Here is a 17,751-nt window from a genome sequence, read left to right as displayed (position 1 = left end):
GAAACCGGAGACAGCACTTGGAACGACCTGAAATACCGGTTGGCCTGCCCGCCGACATCGAAGAAAAGAAGATGAAGGCACGGCTGTGGTTCGAGGCGCTGCGAGAACGCATCTGCGGCGCCTTCGAGCAGATCGAGCAGGATCTCCAGGGCCCGCTCGCTTCGTGGTCGCCGGGCCGGTTCGAAAGGACGCCGTGGGAGCGTGATTCCGGCAAGGGTGGTGGCGGAACCATGTCGATGATGCACGGCCGAGTCTTCGAGAAGGTTGGCGTCCACACCTCGACGGTTTACGGCGAGTTCTCGCCCGAATTCAGGAAGCAGATGCCCGGCGCCGAGGAGGACCCGCGCTTCTGGGCATCCGGCATTTCGCTGATCGCGCACCCTTGGAACCCCAACGTTCCGGCCGTGCACATGAATACGCGCATGGTCGTCACCTCGCGCCATTGGTTCGGCGGCGGCGCCGACCTCACCCCGGTGCTCGACCGGCGCCGCACACAGGACGACCCCGACACGACAGCCTTCCACCGCGCCATGCAGTTCGCCTGCGAGAAGAATGCCGGCGTCGCCGACCATGCGAAATTCAAGGCCTGGTGCGACGAGTATTTCTTCCTTCCGCATCGCAACGAGCCGCGCGGCACCGGCGGCATCTTTTTCGACTGGCTGCATTCGGGCGAGGACAAAGGCGGCTGGAATGCCGACTTCAACTTCGTCCAGGATGTCGGGCGCGCTTTTCTCGTCGTCTATGGCCATCTCGTGCGAGGCAATTTCAACGAGAACTGGACCGATGGCGACCGCGACGAACAGCTCATCCGCCGCGGCCGTTATGTCGAGTTCAACCTGCTTCATGATCGCGGCACCATTTTCGGCCTGAAAACCGGCGGCAATGTCGCCTCGATCCTCTCCAGCCTGCCGCCGGAGGCCCGCTGGCCGTAAAAAGATGGTGAGCGCGCCGTGAGCCGCATTGATGTCCCATTCGCTTCGAAATGGGCATCGAATGTGGCGCGGGAGCCGTCGCAAAGTTTCTTTTTCGTCTAATAGGCTTCGGAAAAGACTGGGCTATTTGTCGGGACGGGTCGGGAAGCGCCGGCGGTTCGCCTGCGCAATTCCAGGAGTGCAGAGCGGTGCTCCGTTCGGAATTGCGTCAGAACGAAGCGGATCGCGACTCGACGCAACCGGACGGCCCAGGACGATGCGGGACACCTCTGCCAAAAGGGTGCCCGCGCTTTCCAGGAGTACTTCGCAATGCGCAAGATCATTGTTTCGGCCGCAGCGGCTGCCCTTCTTGCTTCCGGTTCGGTGGCATTCGCCGCCGTCAAGCACACCACCGGCACGATCAAGACCTTTGATACGGCGGCCAAAAGCCTGGTTCTCGACAATGGATCGTCTTTTACGCTTCCCCGGACCTTCAAGGATCCTGGCCTGAAGGTCGGCGAGAAGGTCAGAGTTTCATGGGACATGAGCGGCAAGGATAAGGTTGCCGAGGCAGTCAAGATCATGAAGTGATGACCTGCCCATAGGGCTGGCGTAAGAGTGCGGAGCAGCGCTGCTCCGCCTTTTTGTCGTTGACGGCAATCAATGCCACCCCATCTGTGTTATGGTTTCACCCGCTCGTGGTCCAACCAGTCTCAAGGTCGGACAACGCGCCAAGAAGATGCGGAGTCCCTGCCGCCTTTTGCAGGACGGTCGACCGGACTCCATGGAGGAAAAGGAGAAATCCCATGAAGGAATTCCACTGCGGCTCGCTCGTTCCAGGTTGTGAATGGCACACGCGCGCCGAGGAGGAAGCTGAGGTCATGCGCCGTGCCGTCGAACATATGCGCGAGACGCATGGCGAGACGATCATCCGCGAAACGATGATCGAAGCGATCCGCTCGCGCATCGAGAAGGTCCGCGACGCGGCCTGATTTGGAGCAAGTCCCGGAAATCGCGGCGATTTCCGCCCGGATTGCGTTGACTGATGCTTTATCCGGCCTTCAGGGCCTGCGCGGCGCGCTTGAGCAGCGCGTCGCGATCGGGCCCAAACCCGGCATCGACCCATTCCGCTTCGAGATTCCTGAGGATCGCGCCGAGTTTTGGCCCGGGCATCCCCCCGATCGCCGTCAGATCGGCGCCCTTGAGCGGAAACACGGGCCTTTCCCATCTCAATGCGAAGGCGAGAAGTCGGGAAAAGCCGCCTGCCTCGATGAGCGCATCGGTCTGGTCCACCGCGCGCACCCGTGCCGCTGCGAGTGACAGGCGAAGCCGGTCGACGACCCCCTGCCGGTCGCCGCGGTAGAGCGTCTTGGCCAGTTCGCCTTCGGTCGTTTTCGGCGCGATCCTCGGCGTAAGCGCCCAGTCGCGCAAACGGTTTGCTTCCGCCGTCGACAGTCTCAGCCGCTCGACCAGCGTCTTCATGCGCGCCGCATCCGGCGGCACGATCGCCTCCAGCCTGAGCAGCGGGTCCGCGGTCCAGCCCAGATCCTTCTCGGCTCTGGCCAGGCCGTGGATCGCGTCGATGCCCCATTTCTCGCTTTCCGGCAGCACGCTGGTCAAAACGCTCGCCTGCCGCATCCACAACAGCGCGCGGGACGGATCGGCCGCCGACAACAGTTTCTTGAGTTCGGACCAGACGCGCTCGGCCGAGAGCTGCACGAGCCCTCCCTTCAGCCGGGCGCAAGCCTTCAGCCCCTCGGCGTCCGGCCGGCCTTCGCCATACCAGGCGAAGAAGCGGAAAAAGCGCAGGATACGCAGATAGTCCTCGCGGATACGCGCTTCCGGATCGCCGATGAAGCGCAGCCGGCGCCCCTCTATGTCGGCGACGCCGCCGACCAGATCGACGACCGTGCCGTCGGCTTCCGCGTAGAGCGCATTGATGGTGAAGTCGCGCCGTTCGGCATCAAGCTTCCAGTCTCGCCCGAACGACACCTTGGCGCGGCGGCCGTCGGTCTCGATATCCGCGCGCAGCGTGGTGATTTCATAAGGCTTGCCGCCGGCAATCACGGTGATCGTGCCGTGCTCGATGCCGGTCGGAACCGTCTTGAACCTCGCCGCCTCGGCGCGGCGGATTGTCTCCTGCGGTAGGCAGGTGGTGGCGATGTCGATGTCGGCGACGGGCTGGCCGATCAGCGTGTTACGCACCGCGCCGCCGGCGACCCGCGCTGCCTCGCCGCCGCTCGCCAGAATGGCAAGCAGGCGCTGCAGATGCTTGTCGCCGAGCCAGTCGGCCCTGTCAGCGATCGAGACCTTCACCCATAGAGCCTTTCATAGAGCGTGCGGATGATGCCGGCGGTGACGCCCCAGATGCGCCGGTCGCCATAGGGCATATCGTAGAAGAACCATTCGAGATCGTTCCAAATGCGGCTGTCCCTGATGTGGTTGGCCGGATCCATGAGGAAGCGCAGCGGCACTTCGAAGGCCAAGTCGACCTCCTCGGCATTGAGTGTCAACTGGAAAGGCGGCCGCACGATGCCCAGCACCGGCGCGATCCTGTAACCGCTGCCCGCGACATAATCGGGCATGCGGCCGATGACCTCGATATGGTCCCGGCCAAGGCCGATTTCCTCGAAAGCCTCGCGCAGCGCCGCCGCTTCCGGACTGGCGTCGGTCGGATCGATCGTCCCGCCGGGAAAGGCCACCTGCCCGGAATGGTTGCGCAGCGTCTCGGCCCGCTTGGTCAAAAGAACCGTGGCATCGTCCTGGTGATCGACGATCGGGATCAGCACCGCCGCTTCGCGCAGCGGTTTCGCCCGGTGGAGGCGCGGATGGCCTGGATTGAAGCGATGATCGCCATAGTCGTCGCCGGCATGCGCCTGCGGCTGCGCGGCAAAGCGCGCGCGCAAATCGGCAATGGAAAAGGGCGTCGGCGTCACCTGGTCCATCATGAACTGTCCGTCACGCGCTCAGCTGCCTCAGCCTGTCGGCCGGCATGATCGGATAGGCCTGGCCTTTCGAACGAACGGCAAACATCAACCTGCCGCCGATCTCGATCTCCTCGCCATGCTCGACCAGTTCGTACATCACCGGCCGCGCCACCAGCGCCTCCAGCCGCCCGCGCACCAGCACATAAGGCTTCAGCCCGCCGGTCTCGTGCTCGTCGACGAAGCGCAGCGGCCGCTCCGGTCCGGCCTCGACGACGTCGCCGACATTGGTGCGGAACGTGATGATCTGGCCCTCGCCGCTGCCCGAGACATCCATCTCGACGGCGATGAAGGGTGCGTCGGCGACGCGGATGCCGACCTTTTCCACCGGCGTCACCAGATAGGTCCTGCCGTCCGCGTCCTTGCGCAGCACCGAGGAAAAAAGCTGTACCAGCGGCATGCGGCCGATCGGCGTGCCGAGATAGAACCAGGTGCCGTCAGCCTTGATTTCCATATCCAAATCGCCGCAGAAGTCGGGATTCCAGCGCTCCACCGGGGCCGGCCCCTTGCCGGCGCGGGCCGCACGCGAGATCAGCGCCTCGAGGCCGCGCGCCTCGGTCGCGGCCGCCAGGCTTTGCTGTCTTTGTTCGGAGCCCTCTGCCATCGTCACGAAATAGTCACTGTTGTTGCGCTTGTCAGCCTAACTCTGTGATTTAAATTTGAAGGCAGGCGCCAGACGGAGCCGAATCGCGGCATTCTGCGTCAAGCTGGTATTTCCAACCACAAGGATCGATGCTGCATGAGCGTGATGGTCAAGGAAAGCCCGATCAGCGAAAAAGACATGATCGCCGAGGCCGAGAAGGCGCTGGCCGACATTTCTAGGGTCCGCGACGGGGTCGGTCGCATCATCTTCGGCCAGGAAAGTGTCGTCGAACGCGCTCTGGTGGCGCTTCTGGCCGGCGGCCACGCGCTGCTGGTCGGCGTGCCGGGCCTCGCCAAGACCAAGCTGGTCGAGACGCTGGGCATCGTGCTCGGCCTCGATTCGCGCCGCATCCAATTCACCCCCGACCTGATGCCCTCGGACATTCTCGGCTCCGAGGTGATGGAGCAGGACGAATTCGGCAAGCGCTCCTTCCGCTTCATTTCCGGGCCGATCTTCGCGCAGTTGCTGATGGCCGACGAGATCAACCGCGCCTCGCCGCGCACCCAGTCGGCGCTGCTGCAGGCCATGCAGGAGTATCACGTCACCATTGCCGGTGCCCGCCACGACCTGCCCTCGCCTTTCCATGTGCTCGCGACGCAAAACCCGCTGGAACAGGAAGGCACCTATCCGCTGCCCGAGGCACAGCTCGACCGTTTTTTGATGCAGGTCGACATCCTCTATCCCGAACTCGAGGCCGAGCGCCGCATCCTTTTGGAAACCACAGGCGTCGAGGACGCGAAGGCACAGAATGTGCTGCAGCCGGCGCGGCTGAGGGATATCCAGACGCTGATCCGCCGCATGCCGGTGCCTGAAAGCGTGGTCGAGGCAATCCTGGCCCTGGTGCGCTCGGCGCGCCCCGGCCAGGGCAACGCCGAAACCGACAGGCATGTCGCCTGGGGCCCGGGTCCCCGCGCCAGCCAGGCACTGATGCTGTGCACGAGGGCGCGCGCGCTCTATGATGGGCGGCTGGCGCCGTCGGTCGACGATGTGCGGGCTCTGGCCGAGCCGGTGCTCCAGCACCGCATGGCGCTGACCTTCGCCGCCCGCGCCGAAGGCACCAGCGTGCGCGATGTGGTGGCCAAGCTCGTGAAAGGGATTTGATGGCGCGCATCGGCGAGCTCCAGGCTCCGGCAGCGACGCGCGACGCGCTCGCCCGCGGCCGGTTGCGGGCTTCGCTCGTGCCCGACTTGCTGGTCGAGGCGCGCCGCATCGTCAACACCGTGATCGCCGGCTGGCATGGCCGCCGCAAGCGCGGCATCGGCGAGAATTTCTGGCAGTTCCGGCCCTATGTCGAAGGCGATTCCTCGCGCATCGACTGGCGCCGCTCGGCCCGCGACGACCACACCTATGTGCGCGACCGCGAATGGGAAGCGGCCCATACGGTGTGGCTGTGGGCCGACCCCTCGCCGTCCATGCTCTACAAATCGACCGGTGCCGCCGTTTCCAAGCAATCGCGCGGCCTGGTGCTGGCGCTGGCCATGGCCGAGCTGCTGTCCCGTAGCGGTGAGCGCATCGCCTGGCCCGGCCTTACCGATCCGTTCACCGCCCGCAACGGCGCCCAGCGCATCGCCGCCCAGCTCATGCATGCCGGCGACTTGCCGGCCAAGCCCGATCTCTCCGGCATCCGCCGCTTCTGCGACATCGTCATCGCCAGTGATTTCCTCGACCCGGTCGAGGAAACCATGGCCTGGCTCGACGTGCTCGCCCGCCATGGCGTGCGCGCGCATCTGATCGAGGTCGCCGACCCGGCCGAGGAGACATTCCCCTATGCCGGCCGCACCGAATTCACCGACCCGGAGAGCGGCGAGAAGCTGACCGCCGGCCGCGCCGAGATGCTGGCCGATGAGTATCGCCTGCTCTATGGCGCCCGACGCCAGGAACTGGCCAGCTGGTGCAAGCGGCTCGGCTGGAGCTTCACCGTCAACCACACCGATCGGCTGGCTTCCGACGCCCTGGTACGCCTGCACATGGCGATGACCGATGGCGGTCAGCCCGGGCTGACCGCTGTTGGCCGCGCCGGCATGATCGCTGGTGGCGATCAGCCCAGGCCGATCGCTGGCGATCGCGGCGGCATGATCGCTAGTGGCGATCAGCCAGGAAAGGCCGTCGCATGAGCTGGCTGCCGCTTTCCTTTGGCGCGCCCATGCTGCTGTGGGGTCTTTTGGCGCTGCCGGTGATCTGGTGGCTGCTCAGGCTGACCCCGCCCAGGCCGCAGACCGAGGTGTTTCCGCCGCTGAAGATCCTGGCGCGCGTGCTGAAGCGCGAGGAAACCCCGCAGCAGAGCCCCTGGTGGCTGACGCTGCTCAGGCTGCTGATGGCGGCGCTCATCGTCGCCGCCCTTGCCGAACCGGTCTTCAATCCGCGCGAGAAACTGCCGGCCGAGGGCGCGGCCCTGGCGCTGGTCGTCGACAATGGCTGGGCAAGCGCCGCCGACTGGAACAAGCGCATCGCAACCGCCGAGCGGCTGATCGCCGACGCCGGTTCGAACGGCGTGCCGATCATCATCGCCTTCACCGCCGAAAAACCCAATGCCGAGATCGGCCCCTTCGATGCGGCCGCGGCGCTCGACCGCCTGCGCGCGGCAAAGCCCCGGCCGATCCCGACCGACCGACCGGCGGTCTACGCGCGCGTCGCAGCCGCCCTGGAGCGCCTGCCGGGCGCCAGCGTCGCCGTGCTGGCCGACGGCCTGGCGGCGAAGGGCGACGAGGCCGCCTTCAACACGCTTCTGTCCAAAAACGCTGCCCGGGTCGTGTGGGCCGTCGCCGACCGGATGCCGCTGACCGGCCTGACGGGCGCCGAGAACGAGGTCGACGGTTTTGCCCTCACCGCCATCCGGCCGCCCGGCGATGCGGCCCCGGCGCAAGTCACCGCCGGCGCCTTCGACGACAAGGGCCGCCGCATCGCCGATGCGACGCTGACTTTCGCACCCGGCCAATCCACCGCCACCGGCACCATGGCGGTGCCGTTCGAGCTGCGCAATGATTTCGCTTCGATCGCGCTCGATGGCGAGCGTCAGGCGGGCGCGGTGCGCGTGCTGGACGAAAGCTCCAAGCGCCGCCGCGTCGGACTCCTGTCGCAGGCCGAGGCCGACCAGGCGCAGCCGCTTCTGTCGCCGCTCTACTATATCAGGCGCGCGCTCCAGCCCTTCGCCGACCTGGTCGAACCTTCCAGCGCCGACCTGGCCGACGCCATTCCGCAGATCCTCGACCAGAAGCCGGCGATGATCGTCATGGCCGATATCGGCACCATTCCCGCACAGATCAGGCCAAGGCTCGTCGACTGGGTTGAAAAGGGGGGCACCCTGGTGCGTTTCGCCGGGTCGCGGCTGGCCGCCGCCGGCAATGACGACGACCTTCTGCCGGTGCGTCTGCGCACCGGCGAACGCTCGCTCGGCGGCGCATTGTCATGGACCACGCCGCAGCCGGTCACCGAATTCCCCAAGGCTGGCCCCTTCGCCGACCTGGCGCCGCCGACCGAGGTGACCGTTTCCAGGCAGGTGCTGGCCGAACCGACGCCCGATATCGTCGAGCGCACCTGGGCAGCGCTTGCCGACGGCACGCCTCTGGTCACCGGCCTGAAGAAGGGCAAGGGCACGCTCGTGCTGTTCCACGTCACGCCCGAAGCGACCTGGTCGAACCTGCCGATCTCCGGCAGCTTCGTCGAGATGCTGCGCCGCATCGTGCAGTTGTCGCGCAACCAGGGCGCCGCCATCGCCAATGCGGAAGCCGCCGCCACCTCGCTGGCGCCCTACCGCATGATAGCGGCCGACGGAATGCTGGTGCCGCCGACGCCGGATGCGCGCCCGCTGGTGCCGGGCGCCGGTACACTGCCGGTGACCTTCGAAAACCCGCCCGGCCTCTATGGCTCTGAGGCCGGCGTTTTCGCCCACAATCTGCTCGATGCGACAAGCACACTTGCGCCGCTGGCGCGCCCGCAAATCACTGTCCCGGTCACCACAATTCAGTATGCCTTTGACGAATCGCGCAATTTGAAGGGCGCGCTGGTGGCCGCCGCGCTGGCGCTGATGGTGCTCGATACGCTGGCGGTGTTCTGGATGGGCGGCCTGTTGACGCGCAGGCCGCGCCGCGCTGCGGCCGTAACCACCATGGCGGCCATTCTGATCGGGCTCGGCGCGCTGTTCGGCCATGTCGGCCCCGCGCGCGCCGACGATGCCAAGCCTGGCGACACCGCCGCGATAGAGGACATCTCCAAGACCCGGATCGCCTATGTGCTGACCGGCGTGCCCGGCGACGATTCGATCAGTCGCGCCGGGCTCGAGGGCCTGACCCGCTTCCTCATCGAGAAGACCGCGCTCGAGCCGGGCGCGCCGGCCGGCGTCGACATCTCCAAGGACGAGCTTTCGTTCTTTCCCCTCATCTATTGGCCGATCGATCCGGCCGCAGCCATGCCCAGCCAGGCCGCGATTGCCCGTATCGATGCCTATATGCAGCAGGGCGGCACCGTGCTGTTCGACACGCGCGACCAGTTCGCCAACGGCATCGGCGCCGACTCGACCAGCCCCGCCACCGAGCGGCTGCGCGACATCCTCGGCAACCTCAACGTGCCGCCGCTGGAGCCGGTGCCGTCGGATCATGTGCTGACCAAATCCTTCTTTATCCTGCCCGAATTCCCCGGCCGCTTCGCCGGCAGCCCGCTCTGGGTCGAGGCATCGCTCGACGCCAGCAATGCCGAAAACCGGCCGGTGCGTACCGGTGACGGCGTCTCGCCGATCATGATCACCGCTAATGATTTCGCCGGCGCCTGGGCCGTCGACGAGAATGGCGACCCGCTGCTGCCGACCGTGCCCAACGACCCGATGCAGCGCATCTATGCGTTGCGCGCCGGGGTCAACATCATGATGTACATGCTGACCGGCAACTACAAATCCGACCAGGTGCACGTGCCCATATTGCTTGAACGGTTGGGCCAGTAAGATGACGCTCCTTCTTGCGCTCGCTCCCCGGATCGGCCCTCCCTGCAAGGGGGAGGGTAAGGCATGAACTGGTCGATCTCCTTCGAACCGCTGATCTCCTGGCCGCTGCTGGCCCTTGTGCTGGTGCCGCTGGCCCTGCTCGCGGCCGTCGGCCTGTGGTTTCGCCAGCGCGGCGCGGTCCTGCGCCTCGTCGCATTGCTGGCGCTCGCCGCCGCTCTCTTCAATCCGGTGTTCCTCAACGAGGAGCGCGAGCCGCAGCAAAGCGTGGTTGCCCTGATCGTCGACCGGAGCCAGAGCCAGGACATCGGTGAACGGACCAAACAGACCGACGAGGCGCTGGCCGGGCTTGAGCAGCGCCTCGGCCGCTTCAAGCAGTTCGACGTCCGCGTCGTCGAGGCCGGCAAGTCGGAAGCCGCCGAGGAACGCACGGAAACGCGGCTGTTCGGCGCGCTCGAAAACGCCTTCCGCGACGTGCCGCCCTCGCGCATCGGCGGCGCCGTCATGATAACCGATGGCGAAGTGCATGACGCACCCGCCGGCGCGCCTGATTTCAATGCCCCGCTGCACGCCTTGATCACCGGCAACGACCACGAGAAGGATCGCCGCATACGTTTCGAGAACGCGCCCCGCTTCGCCCTCGTCGGCAAGCCGCTCGATATGACCTATCGCGTCATTTCAACCAGCAACGAGACCGGGCCGGTCGATGTGCGCGTTTCGGTCAATGGCGAGCAGGTCGCGGTCGAGCATGCCACCGTCGGCCAGGCCATGCCGCTGCAGGTGACCATTCCCAGCGCCGGGCGCAACATCATCGAACTCGCCATCGATCGCGAGCCGGGCGAGCTCACCGACACCAACAACCGCGCCATCGCGCTGGTCGACGGCATTCGCGAGAACCTGCGCGTGCTGCTCGTCTCCGGCGAGCCGCATGCGGGCGAGCGCACCTGGCGCAATCTGTTGAAATCCGACGCCTCGGTCGATCTCGTCCATTTCACCATCCTGCGGCCACCGGAGAAGCAGGACGGCACGCCGATCAACGAATTGTCGCTGATCGCCTTCCCGACGCGGGAACTGTTCGTCGAGAAGATCAAGGATTTCGACCTGATCATCTTCGACCGCTACCAGCACCGCGACGTGCTGCCGATCCTCTATTACGACTACATCTCCGAATATGTCGAAAAAGGCGGCGCGCTGCTGATTGCGGCCGGACCCGAATATGCCGGTGAAAGCTCGATCGCGCGCACGCCGCTGATGTCGGCGCTGCCGGCGATGCCGACCGGCGAGGTCGTCGACAAGGCGTTCTACCCACGCCTCACCGACATCGGCCAGCGCCATCCGGTGACGCGCGGTCTCGACGGTTCTGCCAGCGAGCCGCCGCACTGGAGCCGCTGGTTCCGCACCATAGGCGTGCAGAATCCCGAAGGCGAGGTGGTGATGAAGGGGGCCGACAACCGGCCGCTGCTCCTGCTCGACCGCAAGGGAGAAGGCCGCGTCGGCATGCTTCTGTCCGACCAGGGCTGGCTGTGGGCGCGCGGCTTCGAAGGCGGCGGCCCGCATGTCCAGCTCTACCGCCGCATCGCCCACTGGCTGATGAAGGAGCCAGAGCTCGAGGAGGAACGGCTGACCGCCGACGGGCGCGGCATGGTGCTGGAAATCCGCCGCCAGACCATGGCCGACGACCCCGGCCCGGCCCAGATCATTACGCCCTCCGGCAAGACCATTACCGTCAAGCTCGAGAAATCCGAACCCGGTGTCTTCCTGGGCAGCGCCCAGACCTCCGAGATCGGCCTTTACCAGGTCGGCAATGGCGACCTTACCGCGCTCGCCCATGTCGGGCCGGTCAACGCACCCGAATTCGCCGACGTCGTTTCCACGCAGGACCGGCTGAAGGCTCCCGCCGAAGCCACCGGCGGCAGCGTTCGCAGGCTTGCGGGATCGACCCTTGGAGGCGGCGACGTGACCTTGCCCTCGATCGTCCCCGTACGGTCCTCGGGAGAAGCGTCCGGCGCCGACTGGATCGGCCTGCGCACCACCGACGACAGCGTGCTCAAGGCGGTCTCGCGCGTGCCGCTGTTCAGCGGCTTCCTCGGCCTCGGCCTGCTGCTGCTGGCGATGGGTTCGATGTGGTACCGCGAGGGACGATAGGAGCATTTTCCCTCCTCCCCTTGTGGGAGAAGGTAAGAAACCTGCTCTACTCCTCCGGCTCCGTCGTGAACATTAGCGGATAGCCCTTGGCCTTGCCGGCGTCGGTGGCCCGTGTCGCCTTTGTCTCGGCGACGTCCTTGGTGAAGACGGCGACGACGCAGACGCCGCGCCGATGCGCCGTGATCATCACCCGATGCGCCTGGTCTTCGCTGAGCTTGAACTCGCCCTTCAGCACCGTCACCACGAATTCACGCGGCGTGAAATCGTCATTGAGCAGGATGACCTTGTAGAGCTTCGGCCGCTCAGTCTTGGGTAGGGTCTGCGTACGGGGTTTTGTCGTGATTTCAGGCATGGGAACCGGCAATTGCGCGAGCCTCGGCTACGCCCCTATTTTCGCACGGGCGAAAGCGAGCGTCCAATCACAGAGCTATGTGGGAAGTGCGGCCCGCGGTTCAACGGCCCTGGCGGCCGAAGCCGCTCCGGGAGGGCAAGTTTCCGGCAGCATCCGACCGGCGTTCCATCCAGGATGCGACCGGCCAGGCGACGACGCAGATCAGCGTCACGCTGGCAAGTGCGATGAGCAGCCAGGTCTGCGCGGGCGTGATGTAATCCCAGTCGGTGGAAATCACAGGCGCGAACAGTGACGGCTCGGTGCGGCCGCTGGCCGGATCCGGCACGGGACTGGCGGTGAGCAGGATCATAAGCCGGGCGGCGCCGGTGGCGACCAGGCCGCCGAACACGATCGAGCGCAGAATGGACGAAAGCCGCCTCTTCATGCGGATTGTCCTACGGCGCCGGCCTTGCAATCGGGTTAAGGCCGATCGAGACAAAACCGCCGGCGCCGGCTTCGGCCACATCGTTCGGACCTGTCCGTTCGCTTCACTGCCGATACACGGCCTTCGGCTTTTTCGGACAGGAAGAAGGCCGCTCCAGCAAAACGCGACTGGAGCGGCCTTGTCATAAGGCAGGCAGTGTGCCCGACCTGGATTAAGCCTTCGGAGCGACCTTCTTGTCGGTCTTCTTGACAGTCTTCTTCGCCTTCTTGTGCTTCTTGGCAACGACCTTCTTCACCGGAGGCTTGGCGGTCGTGGTCGCCGGAGCGGTGGTCGTCGAGGAAGCAGCCGGAGCGGCGGTCGTGGTGGCAGCGGCGTTGCCGAGAGCCGGCATGGCGAAGGCGAGAGCAACGGCGAGACCGGTGGCGGAGAGGATGGACTTTTTCATGGCTTCATTTCCTTTTCATGCGGGTCGGGTTTCGAGTGTCACTGAACCGGGTCGTTCGGTGTCACCCCCAGCAACTTCAAAGCGTTGGCGAGCATCCGGATGCCCTGTGCCTGTTTCTTGGCGGCGCAGTACCGGTTGCCCTTTCTCTGAAGTGCCTTTGCCGCGGTGACCTGCGTTGCCGTGGCATGGGTTTCGAGGGCTTCGTCGAATTGGTGGCTGAGATTGGCACACCGCTCGGTCCGGGTGGTGGGCGTCACTTTTGCATCCGATTGTCCAGCAGCGGCTGTGACGAGCGAAATGCCCATCAACGCACCCAACAAACTGATCGACAACCTTGGCATCGGTTAATCCGTGAACCCGGAGACTTGCGTCGCGGCCAAATGACCTGACCGCCACGGCACCGTTATGCCGGCCTAGTTTTTCAGGAGTTTTTCCCGATTGTAGAATTTTGTTTCTGGATTGTGTCTGTGCGCCCCGGCGGGAGGCTTCCAGCGCATTCAGTGTGGAGATTGCCGGATTTACCTTGCCTTGAAATCCAAGGCACTGGCCAACATATGGCCCGAATTCTATCGTGTGGGTGGCCGCCTGCCGGCTTGGCAGGTCAACGAAGACAGGATCCCCGTGAAATCCGACGCACACATACTGATCGTCGACGACGACAAGGGCATTCGCGACCTGCTGCAGGAGTTCTTCCAGAAGCGCGGTCTGCACACATCGGTTGCCGCCGACGGCACCGAGATGGAAACGATCCTGCGCCGTGCACAGGTCGATCTCATCGTGCTCGACGTCATGCTGCCCGGCAGGAGCGGGCTGGAACTGTGCCGTGACATCCGGGCCCAGTATTCGACGCCGATCATCATGTTGACCGCCGTCACCGAGACGACAGACCGCGTGGTTGGCCTCGAGATGGGCGCCGACGACTATGTGCCCAAACCTTTCGACCCCCGCGAATTGCTGGCCCGCATACGCGCCGTGCTGCGGCGCAACGGCGCCCCCGAGCCCAAGCGCGCCACATCGAAGCAGATCTACCGCTTCGCCGGCTGGACGATGGATTGTTCGCGGCGCCGGCTGACCGCGCCCGACGATGTCAGGGTCGAACTGACCATGGCGGAGTTCAACCTGTTGCAGACCTTCGTCAAGAGCGCACAGCGCGTGCTGACCCGCGACCAGCTCATCGAACTCTCCGGCGGCGACAGCGATTATTCCTTCGACCGCAGCATCGACATCCTGGTCAGCCGGCTGCGGCGCAAGATGGAAGATGATCCCAAGACGCCCAAGCTGATCCTGACGGTGCGCAGCGGCGGCTATCAGTTCCTCCCCGAAACGACTTCCGAATGAGACGTTTCCTGCCGCAGACCCTGCCTGTCTGGGTGCTGCTGATCGTCATTGCCGGCCTGCTGATCAGTCAGGTCGCGACGCTCTACATCGTGTCGCGCGACCGCGCGGCCGCCAATGACGTGGTCGATCTCTACCGCCTCAACGACCGCGCCTATTCGCTGGTGCAGCTGATGCATGCCGCCACGCCCGAGGAACGCAAGGCGACCGCATCCGGCCTGTTCAACGCCACCTATGCTCTCACGGTTTCAGACACCCCCGCGGTCACCTCGTCGATCGCCGGCGACGATGAACTCGCCGAGTTGGAAGACATTCTCGTTGGACGGCTGTCGAAGTTCGGCGTCACCGACGCGCGCGTCCGGCGCGATCCGGCGACGCAGGAATCCGACAGCCCCGGTGGCGAGGTCATGAACAGGGACGTCGGCCAGGTGGAACGCGATCTCCTGGTGCTGGCGGCGAATTTCGCCCAGAGTGACAAGCTGACCGCCTCGCTGCGCTTCGCCGACGGCCAATGGCTGAACTTCACCGAGCCGATCACGCCGGTCGGCCCGATCCTGAGCTTCGACAGCCTGCCGCTCTATTCGCTGATAGCGGGGCTGGTGGTGATCATGTCGATCTGGTCGCTGCGCCGGCTGACCGCGCCCTACCGAATGATGGAAACCGCCGTGAACCGGATCGGCAATGACCTCAAGAGCCCGCCGATCGCCGAAAGCGGCAGCCGCGAGGTGCGCGCCGCCGCCAAGGCGATCAACGCCATGCAGGCGAGACTGCGTGAATATGTCGAGGACCGTGAGCACCTGGCCGCCGCGCTGGCGCACGACCTGCGCACGCCGATGACCAGGATGCGGCTGCGCCTGGAACTGTTGCGCAAGTCGGCGGTTCGCGAGGCGCTGGCGCACGATCTCGCCGATGTCGAAAGCATCGCCAGTTCGGTCATCGACTTCGCCACTTTCGAGGTGAACGAGGAAAAGAGCGAGCGCATCGACTTCTGGTCGCTGGTGGAATCGATCGCCGACGGCTACACCGAGGTCTCCTTCGACAATGACGATACGCGCTCGCGCGGCCTGATCTGCATGGCGCGGCCGGTCGCGCTCAAGCGCTGCATCACCAACCTTGTCCAGAATGCCGTCACCTACGGCAAGAAGGCGCATCTCTGCCTGTACCGGTCGGGCGACATGATCACGCTGGCCATACGCGACGAAGGGCCGGGCATTCCGCAAGCCCAGATCGACGCCGTGTTCGGATCTTTCGTACGCCTGGAGCAGTCCCGCAGCCGCCAGACCGGCGGCCTCGGCCTCGGCCTCACCATCGCCCGCAACATCGCCCGTGCCGCCGGCGGCGAGATCCGCCTGTCCAACCATCCGGAGGGCGGCCTGCTGACGGAATTGAGGCTGCCGCTGGCGACTTGAGACAGGACTGAGGGATTACCGCCGCAGCACCGCGCTCAGCACGTCCCTGATGCCGATCGCGCCGACGAAGCGCGACTGATCATCGAACAGCGCCACGGGCGCAGTCTGCGATCGGTGCATGGCCAGCATCACGGTCTTCAGCGACGTTCCGGGATTGGCCCAGAACACCTGAGCCGCTTCCTCGGACTGGCCTTCGACGTCGGCGCAGGACACCCATACCGCCGGCTTGCCGTCACGCTCGGCCGCCGCCACAAGGCCATGATCGTCGATCTTGAAGCGCGTCGTCTTGCGCCGGTCGAGCCACACCCAGCCGTCCTTGCCCTGTTCGAGATCGCGGCGGTCGCGCATCACGTTCCAGGCGGTCAGCACCGACAGCGGATTCACATTGGCGATGAAGTCGCGGACATAATCGTTGGCCGGCTTGAGCACGATGTCCTCCGCCGCGCCGGTCTGCACGATGCGTCCGCCCTCCATGATTGTGATGTGGCTGCCGATCTTCAGCGCTTCCTCGAGGTCGTGGCTGACGAAGATGATGGTCTTCTTCAGTTCGGCCTGCAGCTGCAGCAACTCGTCTTGCAGCTTGGTGCGGATCAGTGGGTCGAGCGCCGAGAACGGCTCGTCCATCAGAAGGATCGGCGCCTCGGTGGCGAAGGCGCGCGCCAAGCCGACGCGCTGCTGCATGCCACCCGAAAGCTCATGCGCGTATTTCTTCGACCACTGCTCGAGATTGACCAGCTTGAGCTGCCTGTGCACGCGCTCCTTGCGCTCGGCGTCCGGCACGCCGGCAAGTTCGAGGCCAAGCCCGACATTCTCTTCCACCGTCCGCCACGGCAGCAGGCCGAACTGCTGGAACACCATGGCAACCTGCTTCTGCCGCAGGCGCCGCAAGGTAGCCTCGTCGCAGGTGACGACATCGACGGTGCGGTCGCCCTCCTTGACCAGAACCTGGCCGCGCGAGACGACGTTCAGGCGATTGACCGCTCTCAGCAGTGTCGACTTGCCCGAGCCGGACAGACCCATGAGGACGGAAATCTCGCCCTCATGCACGGTAAGGCTGGCCCCGGCACAACCGAGCACATTGCCGGTCTGCTCGAGGATCTCGGCGCGCGTCGCACCCTTGTCGATCAGCGCCAGCGAACCCGCCTGGTCGGCGCCGAAGACGATATCGACGTTCCTGAAATCGACGGCGACGGTCATTTCTTGCCTCCAACGCCAATGCGGGTCATGCGGTCGAGCACGATGGCGAGCACGACAATGGCGAGCCCGGCCTCGAGGCCGAGATCGATGCGGCGCGAACCGAGCGCGCGGTTGATCTCGGTGCCGAGCCCGCCGGCGCCGATCAGCGCCGCGAACACCACCATCGACAGCGACAGCATGATCGACTGGGTCAGGCCCGCCATGATGGTGGGCAGCGCCGAGGGCAGCTCGACCTTCCACAGCAGCTGGCTCCTGGTGGCGCCGAAGGCCTCGCCGGCCTCGATGATCGATTTGGGCACCGAGACGACGCCGAGATGCGTGAGCCGGACCGCGGTCGGGATGACGAAGATGATGGTGACGATGAGGCCGGGCGCGTTGCCAAGGCCGAACAGGGTCAGCACCGGGATCAGGTAGACGAAGGTCGGCAGCGTCTGCATCAGGTCGAGCACCGGCAGCATGAAGCGGTAGACCTTCGGCTTGTGCGCCGCCCAGATGCCGAGCGGCACGCCGATGGCCATTGCCATGGCGGCGGCGGCCACGACCAGCACCAGCGTCTGCACCGTCTGTTTCCACAGGTTCTGGTTGATGATGAAGATCAGCCCGAGGAAGACGCCGATCGCGAGCGGGCGCGAACGCTGCAGCAGCCAGGCGATGATGGCGATGATGAGCGCCAGCAGCACCGGCGGCACCACCAGCAGGAGGTCGACCAGGCCGTCGAGGATGAAGTTCAGGCCGTTGGAAAAGGCCCTGAAGACGTTGTCGAAATTGTCGGTGAGGAACCCGAAGAACGCCTTGCCCCATGGGCCGATGGGAATCTTGTAGCTGACCAGGAATTTGGAAATCGGATCCATCTTGCCCCCTCTCCTACCGGCATCGCTTTGCCGCGGTGTCCGCTGTCGTCACGTCATCTTCTCACAGCATATGAAAAAGGGCAGCCTTTTCCAGTGGCTGCCCTTTTGTTCTCACGCGTGCATGC

At 65.3% G+C, this 17,751-nt stretch carries 18 protein-coding genes; 9 read left to right on the top strand and 9 right to left on the bottom strand.

All coding sequences use genetic code 11. From position 1 onward, the window contains the following. Positions 1-17 precede the first annotated feature (17 nt). The 3 genes from hemF (at position 18) to FJ490_RS18295 (ending at position 1,903) form a co-directional block, all read left to right on the top strand. Positions 18-932 carry an oxygen-dependent coproporphyrinogen oxidase gene (hemF, locus tag FJ490_RS18305; protein ID WP_140496045.1) on the top strand — a complete coding sequence of 305 codons (915 nt, stop codon included), beginning with the start codon at positions 18-20 and terminating at the stop codon, positions 930-932. 309 nt (positions 933-1,241) lie between these two features. After that, entirely contained in the window at positions 1,242-1,502 is a 261-nt protein-coding gene (locus FJ490_RS18300; RefSeq protein WP_140516926.1) for a DUF1344 domain-containing protein, read from the top strand. A 215-nt stretch (positions 1,503-1,717) separates the two neighbouring features. Next, positions 1,718-1,903, top strand: coding sequence for a DUF1059 domain-containing protein (locus FJ490_RS18295; RefSeq protein WP_140496047.1), 186 nt, complete (start codon positions 1,718-1,720; stop codon positions 1,901-1,903). A gap of 58 nt (positions 1,904-1,961) precedes the next feature. Here FJ490_RS18295 and FJ490_RS18290 read toward each other — a convergent pair whose 3' ends face one another. From FJ490_RS18290 to FJ490_RS18280, 3 genes are read right to left on the bottom strand one after another with little or no spacing between them, the layout of a single operon-like run. Next, on the bottom strand, positions 1,962-3,227 hold the full coding sequence (locus FJ490_RS18290) for a CCA tRNA nucleotidyltransferase (RefSeq protein ID WP_140728542.1): 1,266 nt from the start codon (positions 3,225-3,227) through the stop codon (positions 1,962-1,964). After that, entirely contained in the window at positions 3,224-3,856 is a 633-nt protein-coding gene (locus FJ490_RS18285) for a CoA pyrophosphatase (protein WP_140524963.1), read from the bottom strand. The genes FJ490_RS18290 and FJ490_RS18285 overlap by 4 nt, the downstream gene beginning before the upstream one ends. A gap of 13 nt (positions 3,857-3,869) precedes the next feature. Further along, a complete protein-coding gene (locus FJ490_RS18280; RefSeq protein ID WP_140517010.1) occupies positions 3,870-4,499 on the bottom strand; it encodes a DUF1285 domain-containing protein in 630 nt (209 codons plus the stop codon). Positions 4,500-4,634: 135 nt separating this feature from the next. Here FJ490_RS18280 and FJ490_RS18275 point away from each other — a divergent pair, with 135 nt between their 5' ends. The 4 genes from FJ490_RS18275 to FJ490_RS18260 all read left to right on the top strand — a co-directional run bounded on the left by FJ490_RS18275 (position 4,635) and on the right by FJ490_RS18260 (position 11,613). Continuing rightward, on the top strand, positions 4,635-5,639 hold the full coding sequence (locus tag FJ490_RS18275; protein ID WP_140496049.1) for a MoxR family ATPase: 1,005 nt from the start codon (positions 4,635-4,637) through the stop codon (positions 5,637-5,639). After that, entirely contained in the window at positions 5,639-6,652 is a 1,014-nt protein-coding gene (locus tag FJ490_RS18270) for a DUF58 domain-containing protein (protein ID WP_140728541.1), read from the top strand. The genes FJ490_RS18275 and FJ490_RS18270 overlap by 1 nt, the downstream gene beginning before the upstream one ends. Further along, complete coding sequence (locus FJ490_RS18265) at positions 6,649-9,471, top strand: DUF4159 domain-containing protein (protein ID WP_140728540.1); 2,823 nt, start codon at positions 6,649-6,651, stop codon at positions 9,469-9,471. Before FJ490_RS18270 ends, FJ490_RS18265 begins: the two co-directional genes overlap by 4 nt. A 63-nt stretch (positions 9,472-9,534) precedes the next feature. After that, positions 9,535-11,613 carry a hypothetical protein gene (locus tag FJ490_RS18260; RefSeq protein WP_140728539.1) on the top strand — a complete coding sequence of 693 codons (2,079 nt, stop codon included), beginning with the start codon at positions 9,535-9,537 and terminating at the stop codon, positions 11,611-11,613. 46 nt (positions 11,614-11,659) lie between these two features. Here FJ490_RS18260 and clpS read toward each other — a convergent pair whose 3' ends face one another. From clpS to FJ490_RS18240, 4 genes are all read right to left on the bottom strand, one after another. Beyond that, entirely contained in the window at positions 11,660-11,965 is a 306-nt protein-coding gene (gene clpS, locus FJ490_RS18255) for an ATP-dependent Clp protease adapter ClpS (RefSeq protein WP_140496053.1), read from the bottom strand. Between the two features lie 100 nt (positions 11,966-12,065). Next, positions 12,066-12,389, bottom strand: coding sequence for a hypothetical protein (locus tag FJ490_RS18250; RefSeq protein WP_140624184.1), 324 nt, complete (start codon positions 12,387-12,389; stop codon positions 12,066-12,068). 211 nt (positions 12,390-12,600) lie between these two features. Continuing rightward, entirely contained in the window at positions 12,601-12,834 is a 234-nt protein-coding gene (locus FJ490_RS18245; RefSeq protein ID WP_140496055.1) for a hypothetical protein, read from the bottom strand. A 38-nt stretch (positions 12,835-12,872) separates the two neighbouring features. Further along, the gene (locus FJ490_RS18240) at positions 12,873-13,175 is read right to left on the bottom strand and encodes a hypothetical protein (protein ID WP_140556114.1); all 303 of its coding nucleotides are present in this window, start codon (positions 13,173-13,175) and stop codon (positions 12,873-12,875) included. Positions 13,176-13,455: 280 nt separating this feature from the next. Between FJ490_RS18240 and FJ490_RS18235 the strand changes: the two genes are divergently transcribed. Beyond that, complete coding sequence (locus FJ490_RS18235; RefSeq protein ID WP_140556209.1) at positions 13,456-14,172, top strand: response regulator transcription factor; 717 nt, start codon at positions 13,456-13,458, stop codon at positions 14,170-14,172. Continuing rightward, positions 14,169-15,578 carry an ATP-binding protein gene (locus FJ490_RS18230; RefSeq protein WP_140516934.1) on the top strand — a complete coding sequence of 470 codons (1,410 nt, stop codon included), beginning with the start codon at positions 14,169-14,171 and terminating at the stop codon, positions 15,576-15,578. The genes FJ490_RS18235 and FJ490_RS18230 overlap by 4 nt, the downstream gene beginning before the upstream one ends. 15 nt (positions 15,579-15,593) lie before the next feature. Here FJ490_RS18230 and choV read toward each other — a convergent pair whose 3' ends face one another. Further along, positions 15,594-16,775 carry a choline ABC transporter ATP-binding protein gene (gene choV, locus FJ490_RS18225; RefSeq protein ID WP_140728538.1) on the bottom strand — a complete coding sequence of 394 codons (1,182 nt, stop codon included), beginning with the start codon at positions 16,773-16,775 and terminating at the stop codon, positions 15,594-15,596. Further along, positions 16,772-17,626: a choline ABC transporter permease subunit gene (gene choW, locus FJ490_RS18220; RefSeq protein ID WP_140516938.1), complete on the bottom strand. Its 855-nt coding sequence runs from the start codon at positions 17,624-17,626 to the stop codon at positions 16,772-16,774. The genes choV and choW overlap by 4 nt, the downstream gene beginning before the upstream one ends. Positions 17,627-17,751 lie beyond the last annotated feature (125 nt).

Origin of the sequence: Mesorhizobium sp. B2-5-11, from assembly GCF_006440835.1 — a bacterium.
Taxonomy (GTDB): domain Bacteria; phylum Pseudomonadota; class Alphaproteobacteria; order Rhizobiales; family Rhizobiaceae; genus Mesorhizobium.
Note: the sequence above shows the minus strand (reverse complement) of the source record. Positions and strands in the feature narration are given on the sequence as shown.